The sequence below is a fragment of the Acinetobacter faecalis genome, from assembly GCF_034187745.1.
Taxonomy (GTDB): Bacteria; Pseudomonadota; Gammaproteobacteria; order Pseudomonadales; family Moraxellaceae; genus Acinetobacter; species Acinetobacter faecalis.
The window spans coordinates 16,904-42,732 of the sequence record NZ_JAXHPF010000007.1; the positions used below are offsets into that span (position 1 = coordinate 16,904).

The following is a 25,829-nucleotide window of genomic DNA, read 5'->3' on the forward strand; positions in this document are numbered from 1 at the left end:
CTTTTAATTATTAATTACTTTATATATGGCTTTAGACATTTCAAAAGCCTGTAACCCATGCATTCCATCTTTAGCCAATTCATCACCTGCAATCGCATGTAACATGACAACATCATGCAACGCAATTTCTTCATCAAATTGCGCTTTCAAACTTGCAGCTAAACCTGACAATATATCCCCCATTCCACCTGTTCCCATTCCTGCATTTCCTGCTGTACAAATCCAAAGTTCATTATTTTCTAAAATTAAACTACCAGAACCTTTCAATAGCCATTGCCCGCTGTATTTTTCTTTTAATGAATGAATTGCTTTAATTCGATTATTTTCAACATCAGCAACCTGACAATTTAAAAGCTTAGCAGCCTCTCCAGGGTGTGGCGTTAAAAAAACTTTATCACTCATTTGTTGTGGATTTTCTGCTAAAAACCACAAAGCATCGGCATCTAATACAACGTGCAAGTTAGAATTTAAAATAAGATCAAACCAAGCTTGATATTGCATTTTCGCCCATTCATCACGACCCAAGCCCATACCAAAACAAATAGCATCCATTTGGCTGAGTAGTTCTTGAATATCATTGATGCTTAGGCTATTTATATCTTTAAGCATAATATTGGGCGCACGTGACAATATAGCCACGTGATGATTTTTATGACAGACAACCGTTACTTTTCCTGCACCTGCTGCAAAGGCAGATTCAGCCGCCATAATTACAGCACCACCCATTTCTGCATGCCCACCAACGACCAATACATGACCATAACTACCTTTATGACCGAAAGCTTTTCGAGTTGGTAATGTAATATTTGTTGGTGCTAATTGTGCAACTGCATGAAGTTCTGAATCTTTTGGAATTAATGAAATAGTTTCGATTACACCTGTATATTCTTTTGCTTTTCCAGTGAATAATCCCGCTTTTAAAGCTAAAACAGTAAAGGTGTAATCTGCTTTAACTGCACACGGTAAAGGTTGTCCTGTATTTGCTTGTAAACCACTTGGAATATCAATTGCGACTTTTAAAGCCTTATGTTCATTAATGTTATAAATAACATTTTGCCACTTTTCATCTAATTCACGGTTTAATCCAATACCAAATAATGCATCTACAACACAGTCATATTTTTTTTGAAAATTAAAACCTGAAACAATTTTTATATTTTCTGCTTGTGCTTCTTTATGCGCACTCTGTAAATCTTGTGAAGTCCCTAATTCAGCAGCATAAATATCAACAGTAAAACCATGTTGCTTTAAATATTTTGCAAGCAAATAACCATCACCAGCATTATTTCCCTGCCCACAACACACCGCTATAGTTGAAATATTATGTTCTTTAAATAAAGCAATAAGACGTTGTAAAACTGACCAAGCAACCTGCTGCATTAAGCCATACGAACTATTTTGATGAGCAAACCAACGCTGTTCCCATGCTTGTATATCGTAGCTATGATAAACTTGCTGATGCATTGTTATTCCCTCTTATTTCATTATGACATCATCCACACTCAGTCAAAAAATTCCTGTCAATCAACAGGATCCTGAAGCGCTTAAAGCATGGATTAAAGCTCAAGCTTTAGAATTAGGCTTTGCTGATTGTGTCATTGCACGTCCAGATGCTCAAGAGGAATTACCACGTTTACAAGAATATTTAGACCGTGGTTATCATGCAGATATGCATTTTTTAGCAGAAAATTTAGAAAAACGAGCCAATCCAACACTTTTAGTTCCAAATACCAAAAGTATTATTTGTGTACGTATGAACTATTTAGTCGAATCACCCAAACCGCGTTATGTACCAGATGAACCAAACACTGCAATTATTGCGCGTTATGCACGTGGACGTGATTATCATAAAACCATGCGTGGTCGTTTAAAAACTTTAGCTTCTCGCATTCGTGAAAAAGTGGGCGATTTTGAATCTAGACCTTTTGCAGATTCTGCGCCCGTATTTGAGAAATCTTTAGCAGAAAATGCAGGCATGGGATGGACAGGAAAACACACCCTGCTTATTCATAAAAAATCAGGTTCATTTTTTGTTTTAGGTGAATTATTTACATCCCTCGAACTTCCTTTCGATAGCCCGACAACTAAACACTGTGGCTCTTGTACAGCATGTATTGATATTTGCCCAACTCAGGCAATTGTTAAACCTTATATGCTTGATGCACGTAAATGTATTGCTTATCTCACCATCGAGTTTCAAGGTATTATTCCTGAAGAATTGCGTCGTGGTATAGGAAACCGAGTATTTGGGTGTGATGATTGCCAACTTATTTGTCCGTGGAATGGCTTTGCCAAAACAACTCCAATTGAAGACTTTCACCCTCGACATGATTTAGATCAAGCATCGCTCCTTGATTTATGGCAATGGAGCGAAGAAACATTTTTAGCCAAAACTGAAGGTAGTCCGCTACGCAGAACAGGCTATCAAAGCTTCATGCGAAATATTGCAATTGGCTTAGGTAATGCTCCGTTTAATAGTGCAATTATCAAAAGTTTGGAACAAAATAAATTACTACATGATGACATTGTGCAAGTCCATATTGATTGGGCAATTCAAGAACAACTCAAAAAATGTCAGAATTAAGATTAAATTATTAACTTATTCTAATGATTTTATCTTGCAAATTTTAATTTCCAATTCATTACAAAATTTGCAAAATAGAATCATCTTAGTTGCACATTCAGCACAATATACAAAAACACAAAATAAAACTTTGCGACCAATTAACCAATAAAACACCAAAGATTGCAAGTAAATATACGATCATATATTTATCTTAAAAGTACTTTTATAATCTGTAATGTTTGCAGAATTTTGAAATTTTATGCCTTTGCGTTCACTTTATTTTCTGTATGATTAATGAAGATAAAATAATCATGGAAATTATGATGACAATTCGTAATGATTGGACGCGCGACGAAATACAGGAATTATATAACCAACCTTTTTTAGATTTGGTTTTTCATGCACAGCAAATTCATCGCCAAAATTTTCCAGCAAACACTGTTCAGGTCAGTACATTACTTTCCATAAAAACAGGAAAATGCCCAGAAGATTGTAAATATTGCTCTCAATCTGCACATTATGATTCAAAATTAGAAGCTGAAAAACGGATTGCTGTAAGCAAGGTTATTGAAGAAGCCAAACAAGCTTTAGATGCAGGTTCTACTCGTTTTTGCATGGGTGCTGCTTGGCGCAATCCGCATGAACGTGATATGCCTTATGTTTTAGAAATGGTTCAAGAAGTTAAAGCTTTAGGTTTAGAAACGTGTATGACGTTGGGTATGCTAAATCAGTCTCAAGCAGAGCGTTTAAAAAATGCAGGCTTAGATTATTACAATCATAACTTAGATACATCTCGTGAATATTATTCAAATATTATTAGTACACGTACTTTTGATGACCGATTAACCACGCTCGATTTTGTTCGTAATTCGGGTATGAAAGTGTGTAGTGGCGGTATTCTAGGTTTAGGTGAGCATCAAAATGACCGCGTAGGTTTACTACATGAACTTGCTACCTTACCTATTCATCCAGAATCTGTGCCTATTAACATGCTTGTTCCTATTGAAGGAACACCATTGGCAAATGTTGAAAAGTTAGATGTGACTGAATGGATTCGTAGTATTGCTGTTGCGCGTATTATTATGCCAAAAAGCTATATTCGCTTATCGGCAGGTCGTGAGTCTCTTTCTGATTCTGACCAAGCTTTGGCATTTATGGCAGGTGCAAACTCGTTATTCTCTGGTGAAAAACTTTTAACCACACCAAATGCGGGTAAAGGTAAAGACAAGCTATTGTTTGAAAAATTGGGCATCAATATTGAAAAAGCTAAACCAACCGCAAAAGAATTAAGCATAGATGCTATGTCTGCTTAATGCTTTTTCTCTAATATTGTGTTCTAATACGCTCAGTTTGAGATGAGCCTCTTACAGTATATAAGCTCGATCTTATATACGACTAGCCCCTAACCATGGGGCTTTTTATTGTCTTTAAAATTAATTACAACTTATTGGTGTAAATTTATTCGATAAACTTTTTACTACAGATTTTTCACCTCAACTTTATTTGAAATATCTTCATTAAGAGGTGAAAAATATAAAATTATTGAATAAGCCAGCTGATAAAAATAGTATTTTTAGCTTGGTAAAAGCTATTTAAGATTTTTCACTATAATAAACAATAAAAAACCACCTAAAGGTGGTTTTTCAACATTCCAAATGTAATTATTAGTAAACAACTATGCAGCTACACAACCATCATAAAATTCCTGCCGAAACGAATCAATTGATTTCTTTTTTTCTGCTTCATTATTTTTAATAGGCCATTCGTAAGCTTTATTAAGTATCCCTTTGTAAAAGGATTTACCTACATCAGATACACTTTTTGCATTGTCTATCTTGCTAAGAAACTCGGATTTATCGACATTATTTTGTCTACCTTTCATCGCAGTTTCAGCATACAATCCAACAATCATACATGTTTGAACCTTATCCTCATCAACCGATTCTGCACTATTGTTATTTTGAGCATATAATGAATTACTAAACAATAAAGCAATAAAAACTAATATTTTTTTCATATTTTACTCATTAATATTACTGTTTTAATCTAAAAAAAACTGATGAGTTAAACCAAAAAATTGACTTGATCACTACACCATAGAGCTATAGCAATATTAAAACATACCACTAACTATAACAATCATTTCTTGACCTTTGGAATGACGACTAATCAATAACTTTACCATTCCGTGAATTAGGCTTTACACCTATTTCCCATGAGTAAAAGGTTGCCTAAATTTTGAAATTCATCAATGCAAGGATATTACCTCTGGTACTTATTTAAAAAAATCTTTTAGAAATCTATAGCTGATAATCATGAAAGCATATTTCCTACAAAATTCAATAAAGATTAGATGAGCGCATTTTTTTTCTATCTATAGGACTATTAGCTCGTGACTTAACAACCGAATACATGTCGAGTGTTCAAGCACTTTCAACATACTTGGAAAATAACTACGCCCTGCTACATAGTGAATTTACCTTTCTAAAGACTGATTTATATCATGGATATCGCTCACACAAAAAAATAGTAATGTTTAAAATGAGCTCAAAACCTATATTTTTGTTTCGCAGAATAAATAACAAAATACGTTTCTAATACTCTATCTAATTTACATAAACTCAATTTTCAGCTGCTCTTACATAGCGTTTGAGCAACCTACTTTCAAATCAAGTACCAGTCAATCATTTTGCATCAATTACAGAAACCACAAAAAACCCACGCTAAACGTGGGTTTATTTCACAACTAAAAATATTAACGTCTAGACATAAAAGCCAAGCGTTCGAGTAATTGAACATCTTGCTCATTCTTAATTAAAGCGCCATATAAAGGCGGAATGGACTTAGTTTTATCTGCATTACGTAAAATATCTTCAGGCATATCATCTGCCATAAGTAAACTTAACCAATCAATCAACTCAGAAGTTGAAGGTGGTTTCTTCAACCCCGGAACTTTACGTAATTGAAAGAAAACTTGTAAGGCTTCATTCACCAATGTCGCTGAAATATTCTTGAAATGCACATCAATAATTTCACGCATTGTTTCCTCATTTGGAAACTCAATATAGTGAAAGAAACAACGGCGTAAGAATGCATCTGGCAATTCTTTTTCATTATTTGAAGTAATAATTACAATTGGACGCTGAGTCGCAGTAATCGTTTCCCCTGTTTCATAAACAAAGAAAGACATCTTATCTAGTTCATGCAACAAGTCATTCGGGAACTCAATATCCGCTTTATCAATTTCATCAATTAATAAAACACAGCGCTCTTCACTGGTAAAAGCTTCCCAAAGTTTACCCGGCTTAATGTAGTTTTTAATATCGTAAACACGATCATCACCCAACTGACTATCACGTAAACGTGAAACAGCATCGTATTCGTACAAACCTTGCTGAGCTTTGGTTGTAGACTTAATGTGCCAAGTCATGAGCTTTAAACCAAGGCTTGCTGCAACTTGCTCGGCAAGCAAAGTTTTACCTGTTCCCGGCTCACCTTTTACTAAAAGTGGCTTTTGCAAACTACGTGCAGCTTTTACAGCAAGTTTTAAGCTATCTGTAGCAATATATTGATCTGTGCCCGAAAATTGTTGCGTATCAACCGACATGACGAAACCTTATTTTTTTAATTTAAAGTGGCGAATTCTTTTTACTATTTTCTAATGAGACTTTGTTTGCTGTGTATTTGGTCCATAAGAACCCAATAATAGCGCCCAAGCCAATTACAAATAAAATAAGCGATGCATTTGATAAAACCAACGGCGTATCTTTGGTTAATACCCCAAACACAATACCGAAAAATGCAGGTGCAATAGATGCGTTATTACCATCCGATGCTGTTGGTGTTAGCAAAATAGCAAACACCACAATCCAACTTATACCACCTAAAAGTTTAGGTAATCTAATTGCAATTCCATACCAGCATGCCAAAACAAGTGCACTGCCAAGCAAATACACAGTAATAGCAATAGTATCCTCAGGAATTGCGTCCAACATAGAAAGAAAATTATCCATAACACAACTCCTGAATTAAATTAAGCACCACGTAAGCCTTCAGGTGCGACAGCATTTGGATTAATTAATCCTTCTGGTGGCACTTGAATAAAGAAACCTTTCGTTTCAATAGAATCGATCACATGCAAAACATTTACGCGTGCAAGCTTACGAGATTCACTCAACTCTAAATCCATAACAAACGTTGCACGACCAAACGCGCCACGCATTGCTTCTGGCAAAACTTCTAAAGGATCTGTAGCTTCAGCTTCGTTTTCACTTACTTCAGGACGAGCAATGTAAAGATACATTTCATCTTTTTTGCTAGATTTGTAGATTGAACACAACATATTCGAATTAATACCCTTTTTACGCACAATAAAGCATACAACAAAAAAAAGACCGATACATTAACGATTATTAACGCATCAGTCTAGATTTTGTATAAATGACATAAGTTTGAACAGTTTGCGTATGTTTTATACAGAAACTTTCATTTGAGTTGATAAATAATCGACATCATTATGAAGCACGTTCAATAATGGCTTCGTCAATAAATCATATCGCCATCCCAATAAATAACTTGGGAGGTCTTGTTCATCATTTTTAAACACAATATGCTGATACAGCGCATTAAACCATTTCTTACGCAACAAAACCTCTTTAGGAATTGTTGTTTCTAAAGATACACGATCAATTATGGCATCTAATTTATCTGAAACTTCTTTAGATGAATGACGAATTGGACGCGCCATACGCAATGGCCACTCATCTTGTGGCGGTAAGAAGTTCAACAAATCGATGATTGTTTTACCATGCTCACGAATAATATTCGGACGAATTTGCTTAATATTCGACAACAAAAAGTTATTTTTAGGATTATTTTCAACCAAATCAATCATGGTTGCATTTTTCAAAATGAAACTACGCGGTTGATTTAAGGCTTTCGCAATTTGTTCGCGCCACACAGCCAAATGCTGTAATTGCATAAGCTGTCGACGTGAATGTCTGTAATTACCAATTTCCGCATAAAGTAATTCTGTCGGAACATCCGTACCAATTTCTTTGGTCAAATTACGGCAATCTTCCAATGCAAAAGAAAGAATATCTTTAGATGTAAGCTCTGCCTGAATTTTATCTGAAAGCCGCATAATATAAAGCACATCATTCGCAGCATAGTTCAACTGTTCTGTGGTTAGCGGTCTTGCCAACCAATCTGAACGTGTTTGACCTTTATCAATATCAATATCCAAAACTGTTTTTAATGCATTTTGATAACTAACTTGTAAGCCATGCCCTAAGAATGACATACCCACTTGAGTATCAAAAACATTATCTAAATTTTTGTTTTGGGCATAGTGATAAATTAAATCGATATCTTCACTACATGCATGGAAGATGTTTTGTTTTGCGTTAAATAATTTATTCCAAAAATCGGAAAGTTCTAATGCTGTTCCATCTAGTAAATAAACTTTGCCATCTACATTTATTTGAAAAACACCAAGTTTTGGCCACAAGGTATCTACTTTAATAAATTCGGTATCAAGTCCGTAAATATTGCATTGACTCATCAATGTTAAAACATTTTCAAAGTCTTTTTGTTGTTGAATAAATTGGAACATAAAGACGAGATTTAGCTATAGATTCTCTTCATCGTATTGTAAACAATAAATATAATTTAGCTATATTTATATTAGGGAATAATCGTATTTTTATTGTTATTTACCGTGATTTTTCACGTTTTATTACTTGATTGATATCTTAAATATATTAATAAAAACTTATTTTATACCAATTAATATATTTCTTAATAAATGAAATAAACTTCGTAAAGCTTATTTCATTTGCATACGATTATGAACAGCTTGGCTCAGTGTATGACTGTCTACATATTCAAGTTCGCCACCTTGCGGTACGCCTTGTGCAATACGTGTCATATGCACGGGTAAATGCTTTGTCGCTTCTACCAAATAATGTGCTGTTGCCTGACCTTCAACCGTTGCATTGGTCGCAAGAATTACTTCTTTTACTTTGCCATCACTCAGTCTTTGAACTAAATATGGAATACCAATTTCATCAGGTCCGATACCATCAAGTGGCGACAAATGTCCCCCCAAAACATGATATTTCCCTCTAAAACTGCCGCTTTGTTCAATTGCCATCACATCTGCAGGAGATTCAACAACACACAATAAATGCTCTTCTCTTTCATGAGATAGACAAATATTGCAGATTTCATCTTCCGTTAAAGAATGACAAATAGAGCATTCATGGATATAGCTTGTTGCTTCATTTAATGCATGTGCCAAACCTACTGCACCCTCTTTATTTTTCATAATGAGGTGTAATGCCATACGTTGAGCCGACTTTGGCCCAACGCTTGGCAAAATACGTAGTGCTTGTACAAGTTGATCAAAACGATCACTAAACACTTAGGCTATTCCTTAGAACAAGCCAGCTAAGCCTGGTGGTAAACCCATACCAGAATTCGCAGCTTTCATTTTTTCTTCAGAAACAGCTTCTGCTTGACGTGCAGCATCATTCATTGCAGCAGCAATTAAGTCTTCAATCATATCTGGATCATCTTGAAGAAGTTCAGGATTAATCTCGATGCGCTTAACTACGTTACGGCAAGTCATTGTTACTTTAACTAAACCACCGCCAGCTTCTGCATGAACTTCAGTTTGGGCAAGTTCTTCTTTTGCCTTTTTCATGTTGTTCGCGACTTCTTTTTGCATGCGTTGTGCTTGCTGCATTAACATATTTACGTTCATAAAAAACTCCGAACAAATCTTAAATTAAATCTAAACCACGACTAATGTCGCCAATAATATCATCAATATCTTCTAAACCAACAGATACACGAATTAAACCTTCACTAATTCCTGCTGCAACTTTCGCTTCAGCAGACATTCTGCCATGAGAAGTTGTTGCTGGATGGGTAATTGTAGATTTCGTATCACCTAGGTTACTCGTGATTGATAAGAAGCGTGTGCTATCAATAACTGTCCATGCACCTGCACGTTCACCCTTAACTACAAAAGATACAACACCACCAAAACCTGATTGCTGTTTCTTGGCTAATTCATGACCAGGATGGTTTGGCAAACCTGCATAATATACTTTTTCTACTTTAGGATGCGCGTCTAACCACTCTGCAAGCTTTTGTGCACCTGCACAGTGTGCTTTCATACGTAAGCTAAGCGTTTCTAAACCCTTTAAGAAAATCCATGCATTAAATGGACTTAAAGAATTACCTAGTGTACGAATTACACCCGTAATTTCTTCCATTAATTTAGCGCTACCAACAACTGCACCGCCTAATGCACGACCTTGACCATCGATATATTTAGTCGATGAGTAAATTACCAGGTCAGCACCAAATTTGATTGGTCGCTGCAATAAAGGTGTACAGAATGTATTATCTACAGCAAACAACGCACCATGCGCATGTGCAATATCTGCAATCGCTTGTAAATCACCCACTTGAGCCAATGGATTTGATGGTGTTTCAATAAATAGTAACCGTGTATTTGGACGGATTGCTTGTTTCCAAGCATCTAAATCATCCAAATCTACAAAGGTAACGTCTACGCCAAATTTAATGACATATTTTTCAAATAGAGAAAGAATTGAACCAAATACAGCGCGTGAACAAATAACATGATCACCCGACTTTAAATACGCCAAAGTAACTGCATGCACACCAGCCATACCAGAACTTGTTGCAACAGCAGCTTCAGCACCATCTAAAACAGCCAAACGCTTTTCAAAAGCCTGAACTGTTGGATTGGTATAACGTGAATATGTATTGCCTTCAATTTCACCCGAAAACTTAGCAGCAGCATCTGCTGCGCTGTCGCAAACAAAAGATGACGTTAAGAAAATTGGTTCGCTATGCTCGCCTTCTGCAGTACGATTATGCCCTGTGCGAATTGCTAAAGTTTCTAATTGATATTGACTGTCGTCTTGTTGGCTCATTTCAATTACTCAGTCTGTAGACTGCCTTGGTAAACAATTGCCAACATTTTGAGCGTCTAAGGTATTTATGGTCAAGGTATAATATTGAAAAATTGTTTAGTCTTCGTTCAAATCGGTAGCGCTTGAGACAGATTCTTCTATGAAATCATTAAAATTAATTCTCGAAAATCAAAGTGGAAAATTAAAGAATCTCTCTATTCGCCTGCTGAATCGGAAATCTTTAGTTCAATCTGAACAAACACCTTATGAAATTATTGCAGCTTATAAGAATACTCAAATTCGTTATTACGCTGCTGAAAATAGAAAATACCAAGAACCTTTAGTTTTTATTCCACCTTTAGCCGTCAATACAGCAATTTATGACTTACATCCCTATAGATCATTAATTCAATACTTCCAAAATCAGGGCTTCGATATTTACCTATTACAATGGGATCGCTTTAATTACAGCCATCATGCATTTAATTTTTTATATTTTATTGATGATTTAATTCCAAATTGCATTAAACAAATTCAAACCCATGCAAACTCTCAGCAAATTTCGCTACACGGATGGAGTATGGGTGGTGTATTTGTCACGCTTTATACGGCGCTTCATCAGCCAAAATTTGTTAAAAATTTAATTGTTTTAGGAAGCCCTATAAATTCACATGCATCTGGGAAAATTGGAAAACTTTTTGAACTTAGCCATCAATTTATAAATAAAAAACCTAAACTACAAAACCTATTCACAAAAGAAAAAATTTCCAATAAGTATATTCATACACCCGGTTTTATTAATTCAGTTGGATTTAAACTCATTAACCCCAAATCTTGGCTCGACAGTAAAGTTCAACTTTTTAAAAACTTAGATAACACTCAGTTTATGCATGAACATGCCACAATGTCTGAATTTTTAAATCATATGATTGATTATCCTGGTGGGGTAAATAAAGACATGATTTTAAATCTATGGTTAAAAAATCCACTCAAAAATGGATATATACAATTAGAGAATAAGTTCATCGAATTAAAAAATATAGACTGCTCTGTCTTTGTTGGCGCAGGAGACAACGATCAAATTGTTTCAGCAGGAGCAGCAAAGCCTTTAATTGAATTGACAAATAGTCAAGATGTCACGTTTACTCTTATTCCTGGTGGGCATTTAGGGTTAATGTCTAGTCAAAAAAGTGCTGAACAATTTTGGCCAATACTGTTCAATTGGCTCGCACTTAGATCTACACAATTATAGGGAAACATCATGATTCAATCCGTTGCATTTATTGGTTTAGGCGCTATGGGCTACAGAATGGCGGCGCATCTTCCTAAGCATTTCGACACGGTTTATGTTTGGAATAGAAACTTCGAAAAAGCCAAGCAACACTCAATTGAATATGGCACTCAAGCTGTAGATTTAAAACAAGCGGTTCAAGCCGATATTATTTTTTCATGCCTACCTACAAGTAAAGATATTGAAAACTTAATTGCAGGTTTAGAATTAAAAGCAGGATCAATTTGGGTAGATTGCACAAGTGGCGTGCCTGAATCTGCCAAGCAACTTGCAGAACAATTAAAACTACAACAGGTTTCATTTTTAGATGCGCCTGTTAGCGGACAAACCATTGGTGCAGAAAATGCAACACTCACTGTTATGATCGGTGGCGATGAAGCAGCATTTAATCAAGCATTACCTGCAATACAAGCATTTGGCAAACTCATTAAACACGTAGGTGCATCGGGTGCGGGTTTTGCTGTTAAAGCAGTGAACAATATGCTACTTGCCGTAAATTTATGGTCTGTCGCAGAGGGTTTTACAACACTTAAAGCACATGGGGTAGATTTAACCGAAGCTTTAGATTGTATTAACGCATCTAGCGGCAAAAGTGGCGTGACTGAAAATGTACTATCTCAGCGGATTTTAAACAGAAGCTTCCCTTTAACCTTTGCCCTACCATTACTTGCAAAAGACACAGGTATTGCTTTAAATTTAGCCCAAGATGTGAAATTACCTACTCCAATTTTGAGCTTAGCTCAAAATCTTATACAAACAGCGAACTTAACTGCTGAAGCAGATGCAGACTTTTCTGCTGCTGTAAAACTGTATGAATCTTGGAGTAAAATTACAATTAGCTAAAGTCCTGCCATTGATTAATACACATCATACGTATTATTTTGATGTGTATTAACTTAAGCAATAACCAAGGATACTCTTATGAAAAAGTTAACTATTGCTGTAATTGCAAGTCTTACAACTTTAATTGGAGTAAATACTGCTTTTGCTTCTGAACAAGAATGTAAAAAACTGAAAAGTGATTCTGATGTAATTTATGCATCTAAAGGTTTCTGCTTTAAAGACCCAGAAGCTAAAACACGCTTTAACAATAATGCCGATTGTTATACAGATAAGCCAAAATTTTCTGATGCAGAACAAAGAAAGCTTGACGCCATTAAGGATCGTCAGAAAGAATTGAATTGTAAATAATTACATTCACCATATTCAATCAAGGAGTCCACATGGCTTACGATGACCAAAATATTTTTGCAAGAATACTTCGCGGTGAATTACCTGCCATTAAAGTTTATGAAGATGAACAGGTTCTTGCATTTATGGACATTATGCCTCAAGCAGATGGTCATACACTGGTTATTCCTAAATCACCAGCAGTAACCTTGTTAGATTTAGATCCGGAAGTAGCAGCTTATACCATTCAAGTTGTACAAAAAATTGCGAAAGCAATTGAAAAAGGCTTAGATGCAAAAGGCATTGTACTGATGCAACTTTCAGGTGCTTCAGCAGGTCAAACTGTTCCTCATGTTCATTTTCATTTAATTCCAAGCTCTGTTCATGAACTTGGAAAACATGCACTTGAAATGGGTGATCAAGAAAAAATTAAAGTGCTTGCTGAAAAAATTAAAGCGGCACTTTAAGCATTAATAAATTTAAAAAGGAGCTTTTAAAGCTCTTTTTTTATACCTAAATATTTAATATTAATAGATTATTCAACCAATTAAAAAATTAAAAATCCAAATCTAAAATTCTTCACTTTTAATATTTTTGCAATAAATCCTTAATCTTACTGACTTATTTGTCCTCGATACTGAGCACCAAGGAAGGCGGTAGATACATAAAACTACGTCTACTCACGAATTTTAAGATGGCTTAACAAAAAGATAGTATTGGAGTTACAAATGAAAAAGACACTTTGCGCATTGGCAGTTGGGGCAACAATTTTAACACCAGTAATGGCAGCAGCTGCAGACGTACAAGTTTACGGTCGTGCTCATGTTTCTTTAGATTACCTAGATGATGGTAAAGATTATAACGAAGCAAACTTGTCTTCAAACTCTTCACGCTTAGGCTTTAAAGTTAATCAAAAAGTAAATGATGATTTAAACGTTTTCGCACAAATTGAACAGGAAATTAACTTCGCTAGCGGTAGCAATGATGATAATGGTATTAAATTCGCAACTCGCGATACTTTCGTAGGTGTTAAAAGTAATAATTATGGTCAAGTACGTGTAGGTCGTTTTGACAGTCCATTTAAAGTTGCTCGTAGCCCGATTAACTTTTTTGGTGATCAATTAGGTGATATGCGAAATGTAACTCGTGCCGATAATATGCGTTTTGATGAGCGTAATGCAAATACGATTGAATATAAATCACCTAAAATTGGTAGTGGCTTTAACGTACTAGCTGCACTTTCGCTACATGATGGTAAAGTAGATTCTAAAGATACAGATGGAACAGGTAAAAATGATAATAAAACCTATGATCTTGCTGTAACTTATAAAAATGGTCCTATCGACATCGCTACAGCTTACGAAAAATACCAATCGAAAGCTGATAGTCGTGGTGAACGCGATGGTTTCCGTGTTGCAGCTGCATACAACATTACAAGTGATTTAAAACTTGGTGGTTTATATCAACTTTCTAAACATGATAATGATATAGATAACCCTGATGTACAAGTATATGGCGTAGCTGGTGAATATAAACTTTCATCAAAAACTGCCTTACGTGGTCAATACCTACTACGTGATGTAGATACTAGCAATGCGAATGCAAGTCTTATTGCTGTAGGTGTAGAACACAAACTTGATTCTGCTGTACGTGTATATGCAAACCTTGCGACAGTACTGAATGATGATAAATCTAAGTTGACTCCTTGGCAGCAAGGTCGTAGTACAGATATTGCTGGTGTAGCAGGCGAAGACTCTATTGGTTTGTCTTTAGGTTTCCGTTACGACTTCTAAGTCAAAACCAAACCCATAAAAAAACACGCAATTGCGTGTTTTTTTATTTTGAATATAAATTATTTTTTCAGAAAACCTGAAACTAAATTCATCACATTAGCAATATCTGAGTTTGCTTCTGTACTACTGGTTTGCTCACCTTGCGGTGTAAGTGAATCAATAATTTGCGGTAAAACTGTAGAAATCGCACTGAGTACATCTTGCTTAGGCGCTTGTGCTTGCTGTGCAACTTGCTCAATTTCAGCATCAGAAAATAAGCTTTGAATTTGTTGTGGATCTACAGCTGCATTATCACCTGTACCTGTAGACACCCAATCTTCGACCTGACTTGTTAAGCCCTGTCCTTTTAAGCTATCTAAAGCCCCCTGCAAACCACCTTGCTTTTGAACCCAAGCTAAAACTAATGGAAGCACAGCAATGAGTAACTGAGAACCACCACCTGCATTAGAACCTTGGGATTGACCACCAAACTGACCTAAAACAGAACCAAGTATACCACCTAAGCCACCTGTATTAGATTGCTGAGATTGACCACCTAATTGTCCAAGTACTGAACCTAGAATACCACCAAAACCACTCTCTTGATTTTGCTGTTGACCACCGCCAAGTGCTTGTTTCGCTAAAATTTCTACAATGTTGTTTAAGTTTGTCATTTTTAGTTATTCCATAATATGTGCATATCTAGAATACCTCGAAAATAGAAAAATCACCTACCTTCTTCGCTAAAATTTACAAACTCTTTAATATAAACAACTTACCAACGAAATTTATCCCAATTTTCAGGATTTGCCCAAAATTTAGAGTTAAACCAATCTGGCACATGCTTATACGTTAAAATATTAAATTGCCATAAAGCAAAGTCACGATCATGTATATTTTGATCTATCAGTTGCGTTAAACCTAAAGCCCTTAAAAGTGATTCATCCTGTAATTTACTCACCACCACCAATCTTTTCGCCATTAAATCTCGAAGTTTCACAATTAACTGAGATTTTTGCTGTACATCCAAATTTGAAGCTTCATCTGTATTAAATAATACAAATGCCAAATCATAACGCTGTGTAAATGGCAGATTTAAAAAGTCAGATACGCTAAAATAAGACCATTGAATTGATTGATTAAGATTGTATTGCTCTAGATTTTGACCAATACAAATTGCAGTATGAACTGGCTGTTCTTTAGATAAATCGTCTAGCATTGAAGTGATGACGTTAAGTTCAGCCATAACTGCTTCCTGTTATTAAAGTGAGTATCTTCATGGAATTACAAGGCATTTGCCACAAAATGCACGCTGGCCTCAAGGATGTTAGTTTAACTGATCATCAGACTCACAAGGCAAATGTTGAATATAAATTTATTTTAGATCGCACAGAATTTGATCTTCCATTTAGTTTGGGTCAAGAAGTTGAAATTGAAGCAACAGGAAATATTTACTGTATTTCTTGCGGAACTAAAACATCTAAATCATTTTCACAAGGTCATTGCTTCAAATGCTTTAAAACAAAAGCGTCTTGCGATATGTGTATTATGAAGCCTGAAACGTGTCATTATCATCTTGGAACTTGCCGTGAAGAAAGCTTTGCTCAAGAAGTTTGTTTTCAGCCACATATTGTTTATTTAGCAAATTCAAGCGCACTCAAAATTGGTATTACACGCTTAGGACAAATGCCAACACGTTGGTTAGATCAAGGCGCTACGCAAGCCCTTCCTATTATGAAAGTTGGCTCACGTCGCCTCTCAGGTCAGCTTGAAGTCATGTTTGGTACACAGGTCGCTGACAAAACAGATTGGCGCAAACTTCTTAAAGGTGAAGCAGAACCTTTAGACCTTATTCAGGTACGAGATGAACTTTTAATTGAGTTTGAACCGCAAATTGAAACAATTCGTGATGAATTTAGTATGAGTTTAGACTTCAACGAAAATGTTGAAATTCTAGAAGATGAACTTCCTCGTGAATTTATTTACCCTGTAGATTATTATCCTGAAAAAATTAAATCGCATAACTTAGATAAAACCCCAATTATTCGAGGCAAGCTTCAAGGCATTAAAGGTCAATATTTAATTTTAGATACAGGTGTTATTAATATTCGTAAATACACAGGATATGAGCTAAAAGTTCGCTCTGAATAAAACTAAATTCAATACAATTAAACCGATGCATCACTATAGATGTGTCGGTTTTTATCTTTCTAAAGCTTAGATTTATTCACAAACATAAAACTTATGTATTTTGAATAAATCTTAGTTACACAAACATCACATTTAGCATTTTGATTTCAACTTAAATAAATACAACAAAAATAATACTTTATGATTTTACATATTGAATGTTTTATTCAATTTAAAAAATAACTTAGAAAAAATTTATCTCCACATTTACAGCATTATTATCAAAAAATCACATTAAAAATAAAGCTCGAATATACAAGCCCACAATACAACGGACAAGAATCTACACGAAAAACCCATTAAAGCTACACACATTAGAAATCTCGAATCATGTATTAAATATTACATCTGCTCTAAAGCCGATAGTTTCAAAACTAATTCCAAAGCAACAGGATGTTGCCTAGAAAGCATCAATCAAATGTCTTCTCTATTTAAAAGGTTCTTTTAATGCAAAAATCAACCAAAATTCTTTTTGCAACGCTTATTCCCACCCTGCTCATTTCAAATACTTATGCTAGCGAACAAAGTGATGCAAAAGGTTTTGTAGAAGATGCAACAGGCTCAGTTTTATTTCGTACAGGATTAAACACCCGTGACAAGAAAAATGGCAAAACAGATCAGAATTCCTCAGGTCAAAGTGCAATCTTTAAATTAGATTCGGGCTTCACTCAAGGAACGATAGGTTTTGGTGTGGGTATTCTTGCCGATGGCGGTTTTAAAATTGGTGACAATGCACATGCAGGAACAGATATGATTCCTGCGGAAAACGATGGTGCAACAGACCAATTTGGTAATGTTACCCCTCGTGACCATTGGATTCGAGGTGGTGGATATGTAAAAGCGCGTATATCTAACACAACGCTTACCTATGGAACGCAAACCGTCAACTCACCTGTATTTGCCAGTAACTTAGGACGCATTGCACCTGAGTATTATGAAGGCGTTTCTATTACAAGCCACGAAATAGAAAACCTCGAATTAACAGTAGGTAAATACACAAAGAATGTTCGCGCAAGTCAGGTCAACTCCGATGCAAACAAGTTGGATAAAGCCATAACTTGGGGTGCAAAATACAAAGTTAATGATCAACTAAATGCATCTTATTATGGCTTAGATATTAAAGATCGCCTAAAACGACATTATGTAAATACAAACTTTACACAGCCTTTAAATGAAAATAGCTCTTTAGTTTACGATTTCAATGCTTATCACACAAAATGGGACCCTGAAGGTAATACATACTCAGAAACAACCAACGATAAAAATAATCGTTCGAACTCTATTTGGGCATTTTCTACAACCTACAACACAGGTCCACACTCTGTAATGTTGGCTTATCAACAAAATACAGGAAATACGGGTTACGACTACAACAACAATGCCGATGGTGGCGGAAGCATTGTATTACCTAACTCATATTTATCTGACTTTGCGGGTGCTGGTGAAAAATCTGTCAATCTTCAATATAGCTTCGACTTTGGTGCTTTAGATATTCCAGGGCTAACTTGGACAACTGCCTATGCATACGGCTGGGATATTGATGTTGCCAATGCAGATCGCACGCAACTCATTACAGACAACGCCAAAGAAAGTGAATTTTTCAACCAAATTAAATACACCGTACAGTCTGGTTTTGCAAAAGATGTAAGCTTTAGAGCACGAAACTACATTTACCGTGCAGATGCAGCATATCGTGACAACTACATGCCTAATATTGATGAATGGCGTGTCTTCTTAGATATTCCAATCAAACTTTTCTAATTTTTTATTCTTACATAAAAAAACTCGGATACTAGACCCGAGTTTTTTATTACATCAAGATTTATTTATTACTTAATTTTAGCTTTAGATTTTAAATAAGCCGTATAAGCATCTAACTCTTGCTGAGCGCGAAGTTGTTGATACAGCTTAGATACTTCTTGAACTTGTTCAGCAGGTAATCCTGTAGCTAATGGATCTTCAACTTTAGATACAGCAACCACCACCATTTCATTTGGTAATTGAGCTGTAGTTGCAGACCACATGCCTTCTTTAGGTGCTGTTAAACTAAAAGCAGCACGTTCAATAGGACGTTTTAACAAACCATCTGCACGCGCAAATGTCACAGCATTTTCAAACTTAATACCACTTTCAGCTACAACAGCAGAAGCAGGTTTAGTTTTAAAATCATCTAATGCTTTTTGAATTTTAACTTTTGCGGCAGCATATGCTTTTTGCTCAATTAATTTAGCTTTTACACGAGGTGTCGCATCTTTTAAGCCCTGAACACCACTTGCGTGATAATCACGTACTTTTACCCAAACCACATCACCGTTTGCAAGCTGAATACTACTTGTTGCATTACGATCACCATTTTTTACTTCGTCATTAAATAACTTAGATTTAACACTGTGATCACTAAATACAGCATGTTGCGAACCTAAAGTGAAGTTCTTAACAGACTCAACTTTTGCAGTTTTTACCTCTTGAGCAACAACATCTAAAGAGTCGCTACCCACAACCATTTCATTTAAACCATTTACAGCATCAGCAAATGAATTTTGTGCTTTTGCAATTTTTAATTCAGCAGCTAAACGTTCTTTTTGGCTTTCAAAACTTGGAATATCAATGCTTGGTGATTGTGTTTGAATAACTTCATAACCAAATTGTGTTTTAACTGGTTTAGAAATTTCACCTGTTTTAAGTGTAGATACTGTTTTATCAAATTCTTCGCCAAACAAGCCTTTATCGTAGGCAGCTAATTGACCACCGCTGTTTTTAGAGGTTGTATCATCAGAATACTTTTTAGCAACATCTGCAAAAGATGCACCGTTATTTAATTCTGCATACGCAGCATCAATTAACTTTTTCGCCTCTGCATCTGTTTTACCATCTGTAGTGACTAAAATATGTTTAATTACAGGCTCAACTTTGCCTTTTTCAGCTTCAGCAAATTTTTGATAAGCTTGTTGTAAATCCGCATCATTAATCACAACTTCTTTCTCACCAAACATTGTTGGTGTTACAAGAATATAATCTGCATCCACACTCGCAATTTGCTTAAATTTTTGCGTGTTTTTATTGTAATAATCTTCAATTTCTTGCGCTGTTACAGTGATATTCTTTTTGTAATCATCTAATTTAATGCTCGCCAAATGTAGAGTGCGCTTTTCAGTCTGTAAATCTACAATTTGTTTAATATCTACTTTACTAACTAAAGCATAATCAGAAACTGAAGCTGTTAAGTTTTTCAAAGCATGGTCTTGACGAATATTCATAATAAACGACTGACTGTTTGGGAAACCTTGCGAACGTAAATAGTTTGCAAATAATTCTTCAGAAAACTGACCATCTTTTTGAAAACTTGGTTGTTGCGCAATCATCTGTTCAATTTGAACATCACTTAAAGCAATACCTAATTTTTCAGCTTGTTGTAATAGTAATGTACGAGCAACAAGCATATCTAAGGCTTTATTTTTAATGAAAGACTGATTTAAAAGCGTTTCGTCGCCATTAGTATATTGTAAGTATTGTTGTTGAAACGATTTCGTCAGCGCTTCTAGTTCTTTTTCAGAAATATCTTGACCATTTATCGATTGAACTGAATCTTTAGAACCACCACCACTAAAATATCCTTCAATACCCACAAGCGCTAAAGGGGTCAAAAACAAAACGAGCAATACTTTGCCCAACCATCCTTTAATAACTTTACGAAACGATTCCATAAGTATTCCAAATTTTATTTATGCGCGATTTTAACCGAAAAACAATCACGAATGAATGCATACATGTAGTAATTTATAATGAATCATAAAAAAACGCGCCGTAGCGCGCTTTTTCAGATTTATAAAAGATTATGCAACAGAATCTTTTAAACCTTTACCAGCTTTGAAGCTTGGCACTTTGCTTGCTTTAATTTGTAAAGTAGCGCCAGTTTGTGGATTACGGCCCGTACGTGCAGCACGTTCTTTCACAGCGAAAGTACCAAAACCAACTAGAGTAACAGTGTCACCCTTTTTTAGAGCTTCTGAAATTGAAGCAATTGTCGCGTCTAAGGCTTTACCTGCATCAGTCTTAGACAATCCCCCTTTTTCTGCAATCGCATCAATTAATTCTGATTTATTCATGAAGATTAAGTCCTCTTAATTCGTTTATTTAAGGTACAAAAGTTTAATTTGAATTACCGTAATGCCTTTATAGCAATGGTTTAAGTGTAAAAGCAATACTTCATACACCGTTTTATGCAAAATAAGTTGTAAAAAAACGATAAAAAAGCGTGAAACAGTTAGATCTATTTCATTTTTCCGTGATGTGTTCTTTTATTTCCTTATTTTCTTCTAACAAAGAATCCACTTTGTTGATTAATTCTAATACGATTTCCCCCAAATGGTGAAGATCTTTTATTGAAATTAGCCTAAATTTATTCAAAGCACGATTTATACTTTAGTCGAGCAATTTTTCAACTTTATCATTCATTTTTAAAACCAAATTTTCTAACCTAAATAAACCTCATAAACGTTATATATTGTAATTTAAGCAGTTTTTCATTTAAGCTATTCATAAAATTATACTCATGAGTCAAACAACTCATTTTGCACTTTGTTTTGACTTAGAAAAATACTTAATTTTAATCATCAAATTTATATTTTGCTCTTCTTAATATCTAATTATGACTTTCCTATCATCCTTAATTTAATAGACTTTTCACCTGTTATTCTTTACTTTTAAAACTAGATTAAAAATTAAAACTTACTAAATTCATCTCAAAATTAACTCAACTCTTTGAGACGAAATATTAAGCTCAATCTTAAATTTAAACTATAGAAACAAAATTAGTGCTTGATCCTTTGCTAAAACTGTTTTACAAAGCAACATTCTACGTATTATTTAATATGTCCTTAACATATCAATTTATAGGGCATGCTTGTTTTAAAGGGAATAATTTACATGAGCGAATCGCAACAAAGATCAAATGAAACACATTTGTTGCTGAATACAGTTCTCATTATTTTGGAAACTATATTTACACTGGTACTTAAACATGACCGTGTTATTGCACTACAAGCAAAAAAATTTGTAGAGAATAAAGTTTCTATTAAAATTAATAGCTATATCCCCTTTTTTGATATCTATGTTCAATTTAATGAGCACGGCATTCTTTTTGACTTAAAAGCACCTACACAAGCGGTTGATCTAGATGTTCGAACATCATTAATGGATCTCATTAAAATCTTTTTACTGGGCAATAAACGTAGCATTAAAGCCATGAGAATTGATGGTGATGTTACCCTTAAAGATGAATTTAAAGATTTACTTTTACTTTTTAATGCACCAAAAATCTTGTCAGATTGGCAAAACTGGCTAAAAGAACCTATAGAAGAGCAAAATATTGAAACTTCTAAGAAAAGAATTGCACCTCTTTTAGATAAAATTGATCAGCAACGCTCTAAAATTAATAGTCTACAAGTTGACATTAAACAACATAAAAACCGTTTGCGTCGCATTCAAAAAAATCAAAAGAGATTAAATATATTATTTATTACCATTATTGTGCTTTTATCTACTTTATTAGTGTATAATATACTCACATAATTATTAGAAAAAACACTCCTACTTTTAATCATTTTAATAACTTAAAAAAACTTGACTATTTTAGTCAGGATTCATAAAATTAGCGTATCTAGTCTAACCATGTGTATCGAATCATGCGCTTAACCACTCGCGGTCGCTACGCAGTGACTGCTCTTCTTGATTTAGCTTTGCAGCCAACTGAACAAACGATCACTCTTGCTGAAATTGCATCTCGTCAATCTATTTCTGTGGCTTACCTTGAACAATTGTTCGCTAAATTAAAGCGTCACGGCTTAGTTTCAAGTATCCGCGGTGCTAATGGTGGTTACCACCTTGCGCGTAGTGCTGATGAGATTACTATGTTAGCTATCATCGAAGCCGTAAACGAAGCTGTTGATGCAACTCGTTGTGACCATAAAGGCAACTGCCAAAATGGTGCAATGTGCTTAACACATGATTTATGGCAAGAACTCTCCCATCACATTGCCGATTATCTAGCAAAAATCACGCTTGCTGATCTTGTAGCTCGAGACAACGTTCAAACCGTTGCAATTCGCCAAAACTCAGCTTCTTTTGATTCAGACCTACTATCGGTTACAGGTATTTGACATGAAACGTCCAATTTATCTAGATTACGCAGCAACAACTCCTGTTGACCCTCAAGTTGCAGAGCGCATGATGGAGTGTCTAACTTTTGATGGCACTTTTGGTAATGCGGCTTCTCGTTCTCATGCCTACGGTTGGCAAGCAGAAGAAAAAATTGAATATGCACGTGAGCAAGTTGCAAATCTAATTAAAGCAGACCCACGTGAAATCGTTTGGACTTCAGGTGCAACTGAATCTGATAACCTTGCACTTAAAGGTGTTGCTCAGTTCTATGCATCTAAAGGCAAACATATCGTTACAAGTAAAATTGAACATAAAGCAATTTTAGACACTTGCCGTGAGTTAGAAGAAGAAGGCTTCGAAATTACCTATATCGAGCCACAACCAAAAACAGGTTTAATTACACCTGAAATGGTTGAAGCTGCTATTCGTCCAGATACAATTCTTGTTTCTCTTATGATGGTAAACAACGAAATTGGTACTGTGACTGATGTTGCTGCAATTGGTGAAATCACACGTGCTAAGAAAATTTTCTTCCACGTAGATGCTGCTCAAGCTGCTGGTAAGGTAGAAATCGATCTTTCTACAATGAAAATTGATTTAATGAGCTTCTCTGCTCACAAAATTTACGGACCTAAAGGTATTGGCGCACTATTTGTTCGTCGTAGCCCACGTGTTCGTCTTAAAGCTCAAATTCATGGTGGCGGTCATGAACGTGGTATGCGTTCTGGTACTTTAGCAACTCACCAAATTGTTGGTATGGGTGAAGCTTTTGAACTTGCTGGTAAAAACCTAGCATCTGAACAAGCACGTATTCGTGTTTTACGTGACAAACTTTGGAATGGCTTCCAAGATTTAGAACAAGTGTTCTTAAATGGTCACCCAACTCAAAGCGTTGCGAACTATTTAAATGCGAGCTTCAATTTTGTTGAAGGCGAATCTTTAATGATGTCATTAAAAGATGCTGCTGTATCTTCAGGCTCTGCATGTACATCGGCAACTTTAGAACCATCTTATGTACTTCGTGCATTAGGTCTTTCAGACGAACTAGCGCATAGCTCAATTCGTTTTAGCTTTGGTAAATACACTACTGAAGAAGACATTGATCAGGTTCTTGAAGTAACTAAGGCTGCTGTTCAAAAACTACGTGATCTTTCACCTCTTTGGGATATGTACAAAGATGGTATCGATCTTTCAACTGTTGAATGGGCTGAGCATTAATTCACCCCAAATGAGATAACTTAACTTTAAGTTATCTCATTGATTAACGTAATTTCATCCCCATTAAATATTTGGCTGACCCCGAGTTTTGGAGACGCGTCATGGCTTATAGCGAAAAAGTAATTGATCATTACGAAAACCCTCGTAATGTTGGTGTTTTAGACAAAAACGCTGAAAATGTTGGTACTGGTATGGTTGGTGCACCAGCTTGTGGTGACGTAATGCGCTTACAAATCCAAGTTGATGACAACGGTGTAATTGAAGAAGCACGTTTCAAAACTTATGGCTGTGGTTCTGCAATTGCTTCTAGCTCTCTTGTAACAGAGTGGCTAAAAGGTAAAACACTAGACCAAGCTCAAGAAATTAAGAACATTGATATTGCAACTGAACTTGCTTTACCACCAGTGAAAGTACACTGCTCTGTTTTAGCTGAAGATGCAATTAAAGCTGCTGTAGAAGACTACCGTAGCAAAAAAGCAAAAGCTTAATTATTTTGCGTATTGAATAAAGTATCACGGAGTTTTCATGATCAATTTAACTGAAAATGCGGCTGCTCACATCAGCAATTACCTGAAAAATCGTGGTAAAGGTGAAGGCATTCGCGTTGGTGTGAAAACTTCAGGCTGTTCAGGTTTGGCTTATGTACTCGAGTTTGTAGATGAAGTCGATACACATGACCAAATGTTTGTTCAGCATGGCGTAAATGTATTCGTTGACCCGAAAAGCTTGGTTTATCTTGATGGTATGGAGATGGACTATGTTAAAAATGGCTTAAATGAAGGTTTCGAATTCAACAACCCAAATAAGAAAGGCGAATGTGGCTGTGGTGAATCTTTCACAGTTTAATATTTAGTTGCTTTTTAACGTATTAAAACAGTGTCCAACACTGTTTTAATCGTATTTAATCTATATGATTTTCAAATTTATCGTGGACACAATTTCCCATGAATCATTTTGAGTTGTTCAATCTTCCAGTTGTTCTTGATATTAATTTAGACGTTTTAAAAGCTGAATTTTTAAAACTTCAACAACAATATCATCCAGATAAAGCTGAAGATAAAGATCAAGCACTGATTAAATCGAGCGAAATCAACCAAGCTTACAAAGCGTTATTAAGTGTAGATAGCCGCGCTGCTTATTTACTTAGCTTAAAAAAGCAAGATTATCATTTAGATCAATCTATTGGTGATTTTGAGTTTCTTCAGTCTGCTTTAGAAATTCGTGAACAACTTGATGAAGCCCACTCTGCCGATGATCTTCAATCTCTAAAAAAAGAAGTTCAACAGTGGATTGATGGCTTAGTTCGTGAGTTTAAAATTGACTACGATGATGAAGATTGGGCTGAAGCACGCGATACTGTTCGTAAATTACGCTTCTTTCAAAAAGTTTTAGCAGACATCAACAAAGCTGAAGATCGCTTCTTAGATGATGAAGACTTCGACTTAGATGATGAGTTTTAATCCTTAATTTTTAGGATTTTTACTTCCGCTTTAATTATTCAAATTTTTAAC

28 protein-coding genes are annotated in these 25,829 nt (G+C 35.3%); 15 read left to right on the forward strand and 13 right to left on the reverse strand.

Translation table 11 applies throughout. The features are described from left to right. Positions 1-3: 3 nt before the first annotated feature. Positions 4-1,464: an NAD(P)H-hydrate dehydratase gene (locus SKM54_RS08850; protein WP_321095176.1), complete on the reverse strand. Its 1,461-nt coding sequence runs from the start codon at positions 1,462-1,464 to the stop codon at positions 4-6. Positions 1,465-1,486: 22 nt separating this feature from the next. Between SKM54_RS08850 and queG the strand changes: the two genes are divergently transcribed. Next, positions 1,487-2,584 carry a tRNA epoxyqueuosine(34) reductase QueG gene (queG, locus tag SKM54_RS08855; protein ID WP_321095177.1) on the forward strand — a complete coding sequence of 366 codons (1,098 nt, stop codon included), beginning with the start codon at positions 1,487-1,489 and terminating at the stop codon, positions 2,582-2,584. Positions 2,585-2,889: 305 nt separating this feature from the next. Then, on the forward strand, positions 2,890-3,879 hold the full coding sequence (gene bioB / locus SKM54_RS08860; RefSeq protein ID WP_321095178.1) for a biotin synthase BioB: 990 nt from the start codon (positions 2,890-2,892) through the stop codon (positions 3,877-3,879). A gap of 362 nt (positions 3,880-4,241) precedes the next feature. Here bioB and SKM54_RS08865 read toward each other — a convergent pair whose 3' ends face one another. The 8 genes from SKM54_RS08865 to SKM54_RS08900 all read right to left on the reverse strand — a co-directional run bounded on the left by SKM54_RS08865 (position 4,242) and on the right by SKM54_RS08900 (position 10,539). Then, a complete protein-coding gene (locus SKM54_RS08865; protein ID WP_321091621.1) occupies positions 4,242-4,583 on the reverse strand; it encodes a hypothetical protein in 342 nt (113 codons plus the stop codon). Positions 4,584-5,321: 738 nt separating this feature from the next. Next, positions 5,322-6,173, reverse strand: a complete 852-nt coding sequence (locus tag SKM54_RS08870; RefSeq protein WP_321095179.1) for an AAA family ATPase — start codon at positions 6,171-6,173, stop codon at positions 5,322-5,324. A gap of 22 nt (positions 6,174-6,195) precedes the next feature. Continuing rightward, positions 6,196-6,579 carry a hypothetical protein gene (locus SKM54_RS08875; protein WP_321095180.1) on the reverse strand — a complete coding sequence of 128 codons (384 nt, stop codon included), beginning with the start codon at positions 6,577-6,579 and terminating at the stop codon, positions 6,196-6,198. Between the two features lie 20 nt (positions 6,580-6,599). Beyond that, positions 6,600-6,908 carry a YcgL domain-containing protein gene (locus SKM54_RS08880; RefSeq protein WP_321095181.1) on the reverse strand — a complete coding sequence of 103 codons (309 nt, stop codon included), beginning with the start codon at positions 6,906-6,908 and terminating at the stop codon, positions 6,600-6,602. 129 nt (positions 6,909-7,037) lie between these two features. Further along, entirely contained in the window at positions 7,038-8,180 is a 1,143-nt protein-coding gene (locus SKM54_RS08885; protein WP_321088226.1) for a ribonuclease D, read from the reverse strand. A gap of 213 nt (positions 8,181-8,393) precedes the next feature. Beyond that, positions 8,394-8,990, reverse strand: coding sequence for a recombination mediator RecR (gene recR, locus SKM54_RS08890; RefSeq protein ID WP_171501372.1), 597 nt, complete (start codon positions 8,988-8,990; stop codon positions 8,394-8,396). A gap of 12 nt (positions 8,991-9,002) precedes the next feature. After that, positions 9,003-9,332 carry a YbaB/EbfC family nucleoid-associated protein gene (locus SKM54_RS08895; RefSeq protein WP_154773682.1) on the reverse strand — a complete coding sequence of 110 codons (330 nt, stop codon included), beginning with the start codon at positions 9,330-9,332 and terminating at the stop codon, positions 9,003-9,005. A 19-nt stretch (positions 9,333-9,351) separates the two neighbouring features. Continuing rightward, a complete protein-coding gene (locus SKM54_RS08900; protein ID WP_321095182.1) occupies positions 9,352-10,539 on the reverse strand; it encodes an O-succinylhomoserine sulfhydrylase in 1,188 nt (395 codons plus the stop codon). A gap of 139 nt (positions 10,540-10,678) precedes the next feature. On the opposite strand from SKM54_RS08900, the gene SKM54_RS08905 reads away from it, so the two are divergent. From SKM54_RS08905 to SKM54_RS08925, 5 genes are all read left to right on the forward strand, one after another. Further along, on the forward strand, positions 10,679-11,770 hold the full coding sequence (locus SKM54_RS08905; RefSeq protein WP_154773680.1) for an alpha/beta fold hydrolase: 1,092 nt from the start codon (positions 10,679-10,681) through the stop codon (positions 11,768-11,770). Between the two features lie 9 nt (positions 11,771-11,779). After that, positions 11,780-12,652 carry an NAD(P)-dependent oxidoreductase gene (locus SKM54_RS08910; RefSeq protein WP_321095183.1) on the forward strand — a complete coding sequence of 291 codons (873 nt, stop codon included), beginning with the start codon at positions 11,780-11,782 and terminating at the stop codon, positions 12,650-12,652. Between the two features lie 78 nt (positions 12,653-12,730). After that, entirely contained in the window at positions 12,731-13,000 is a 270-nt protein-coding gene (locus SKM54_RS08915) for a YARHG domain-containing protein (protein ID WP_321088230.1), read from the forward strand. A 32-nt stretch (positions 13,001-13,032) separates the two neighbouring features. Further along, positions 13,033-13,446, forward strand: a complete 414-nt coding sequence (locus SKM54_RS08920) for an HIT family protein (RefSeq protein WP_321095184.1) — start codon at positions 13,033-13,035, stop codon at positions 13,444-13,446. 261 nt (positions 13,447-13,707) lie between these two features. Next, on the forward strand, positions 13,708-14,772 hold the full coding sequence (locus SKM54_RS08925) for a porin (RefSeq protein WP_321095185.1): 1,065 nt from the start codon (positions 13,708-13,710) through the stop codon (positions 14,770-14,772). A 59-nt stretch (positions 14,773-14,831) separates the two neighbouring features. Here the strand turns inward: SKM54_RS08925 and SKM54_RS08930 are convergent, their stop codons facing one another. Together SKM54_RS08930 and SKM54_RS08935 are read right to left on the reverse strand one after the other, a co-directional pair. Further along, the gene (locus SKM54_RS08930) at positions 14,832-15,425 is read right to left on the reverse strand and encodes a YidB family protein (protein ID WP_321095186.1); all 594 of its coding nucleotides are present in this window, start codon (positions 15,423-15,425) and stop codon (positions 14,832-14,834) included. 101 nt (positions 15,426-15,526) lie between these two features. Next, complete coding sequence (locus tag SKM54_RS08935) at positions 15,527-15,997, reverse strand: DUF6231 family protein (RefSeq protein ID WP_321095187.1); 471 nt, start codon at positions 15,995-15,997, stop codon at positions 15,527-15,529. Positions 15,998-16,029: 32 nt separating this feature from the next. Here SKM54_RS08935 and SKM54_RS08940 point away from each other — a divergent pair, with 32 nt between their 5' ends. Both SKM54_RS08940 and SKM54_RS08945 read left to right on the forward strand, forming a co-directional pair. Next, complete coding sequence (locus SKM54_RS08940; RefSeq protein WP_321091614.1) at positions 16,030-16,902, forward strand: DUF2797 domain-containing protein; 873 nt, start codon at positions 16,030-16,032, stop codon at positions 16,900-16,902. A 486-nt stretch (positions 16,903-17,388) separates the two neighbouring features. Beyond that, positions 17,389-18,702 (forward strand): OprD family outer membrane porin, encoded by a 1,314-nt coding sequence (locus SKM54_RS08945; RefSeq protein ID WP_321095188.1) that lies wholly within the window; start codon positions 17,389-17,391, stop codon positions 18,700-18,702. 68 nt (positions 18,703-18,770) lie between these two features. Here the strand turns inward: SKM54_RS08945 and SKM54_RS08950 are convergent, their stop codons facing one another. Both SKM54_RS08950 and SKM54_RS08955 read right to left on the reverse strand, forming a co-directional pair. Further along, on the reverse strand, positions 18,771-20,645 hold the full coding sequence (locus tag SKM54_RS08950; protein WP_321095189.1) for a SurA N-terminal domain-containing protein: 1,875 nt from the start codon (positions 20,643-20,645) through the stop codon (positions 18,771-18,773). Between the two features lie 129 nt (positions 20,646-20,774). Continuing rightward, entirely contained in the window at positions 20,775-21,047 is a 273-nt protein-coding gene (locus tag SKM54_RS08955; RefSeq protein WP_152873538.1) for an HU family DNA-binding protein, read from the reverse strand. 820 nt (positions 21,048-21,867) lie between these two features. Between SKM54_RS08955 and SKM54_RS08960 the strand changes: the two genes are divergently transcribed. The 6 genes from SKM54_RS08960 (at position 21,868) to hscB (ending at position 25,778) form a co-directional block, all read left to right on the forward strand. Beyond that, positions 21,868-22,512, forward strand: a complete 645-nt coding sequence (locus SKM54_RS08960; protein ID WP_321095190.1) for a hypothetical protein — start codon at positions 21,868-21,870, stop codon at positions 22,510-22,512. Positions 22,513-22,625: 113 nt separating this feature from the next. Continuing rightward, positions 22,626-23,099, forward strand: coding sequence for an Rrf2 family transcriptional regulator (locus SKM54_RS08965; RefSeq protein ID WP_154772903.1), 474 nt, complete (start codon positions 22,626-22,628; stop codon positions 23,097-23,099). 1 nt (position 23,100) lies between these two features. After that, positions 23,101-24,318, forward strand: coding sequence for an IscS subfamily cysteine desulfurase (locus tag SKM54_RS08970; protein WP_154772904.1), 1,218 nt, complete (start codon positions 23,101-23,103; stop codon positions 24,316-24,318). A gap of 101 nt (positions 24,319-24,419) precedes the next feature. Next, a complete protein-coding gene (gene iscU / locus SKM54_RS08975) occupies positions 24,420-24,806 on the forward strand; it encodes a Fe-S cluster assembly scaffold IscU (protein ID WP_154772905.1) in 387 nt (128 codons plus the stop codon). A 37-nt stretch (positions 24,807-24,843) separates the two neighbouring features. Beyond that, the gene (iscA, locus tag SKM54_RS08980) at positions 24,844-25,164 is read left to right on the forward strand and encodes an iron-sulfur cluster assembly protein IscA (RefSeq protein ID WP_154772906.1); all 321 of its coding nucleotides are present in this window, start codon (positions 24,844-24,846) and stop codon (positions 25,162-25,164) included. A gap of 98 nt (positions 25,165-25,262) precedes the next feature. Further along, positions 25,263-25,778, forward strand: coding sequence for a Fe-S protein assembly co-chaperone HscB (gene hscB / locus SKM54_RS08985; protein WP_321095191.1), 516 nt, complete (start codon positions 25,263-25,265; stop codon positions 25,776-25,778). Positions 25,779-25,829: the final 51 nt, after the last annotated feature.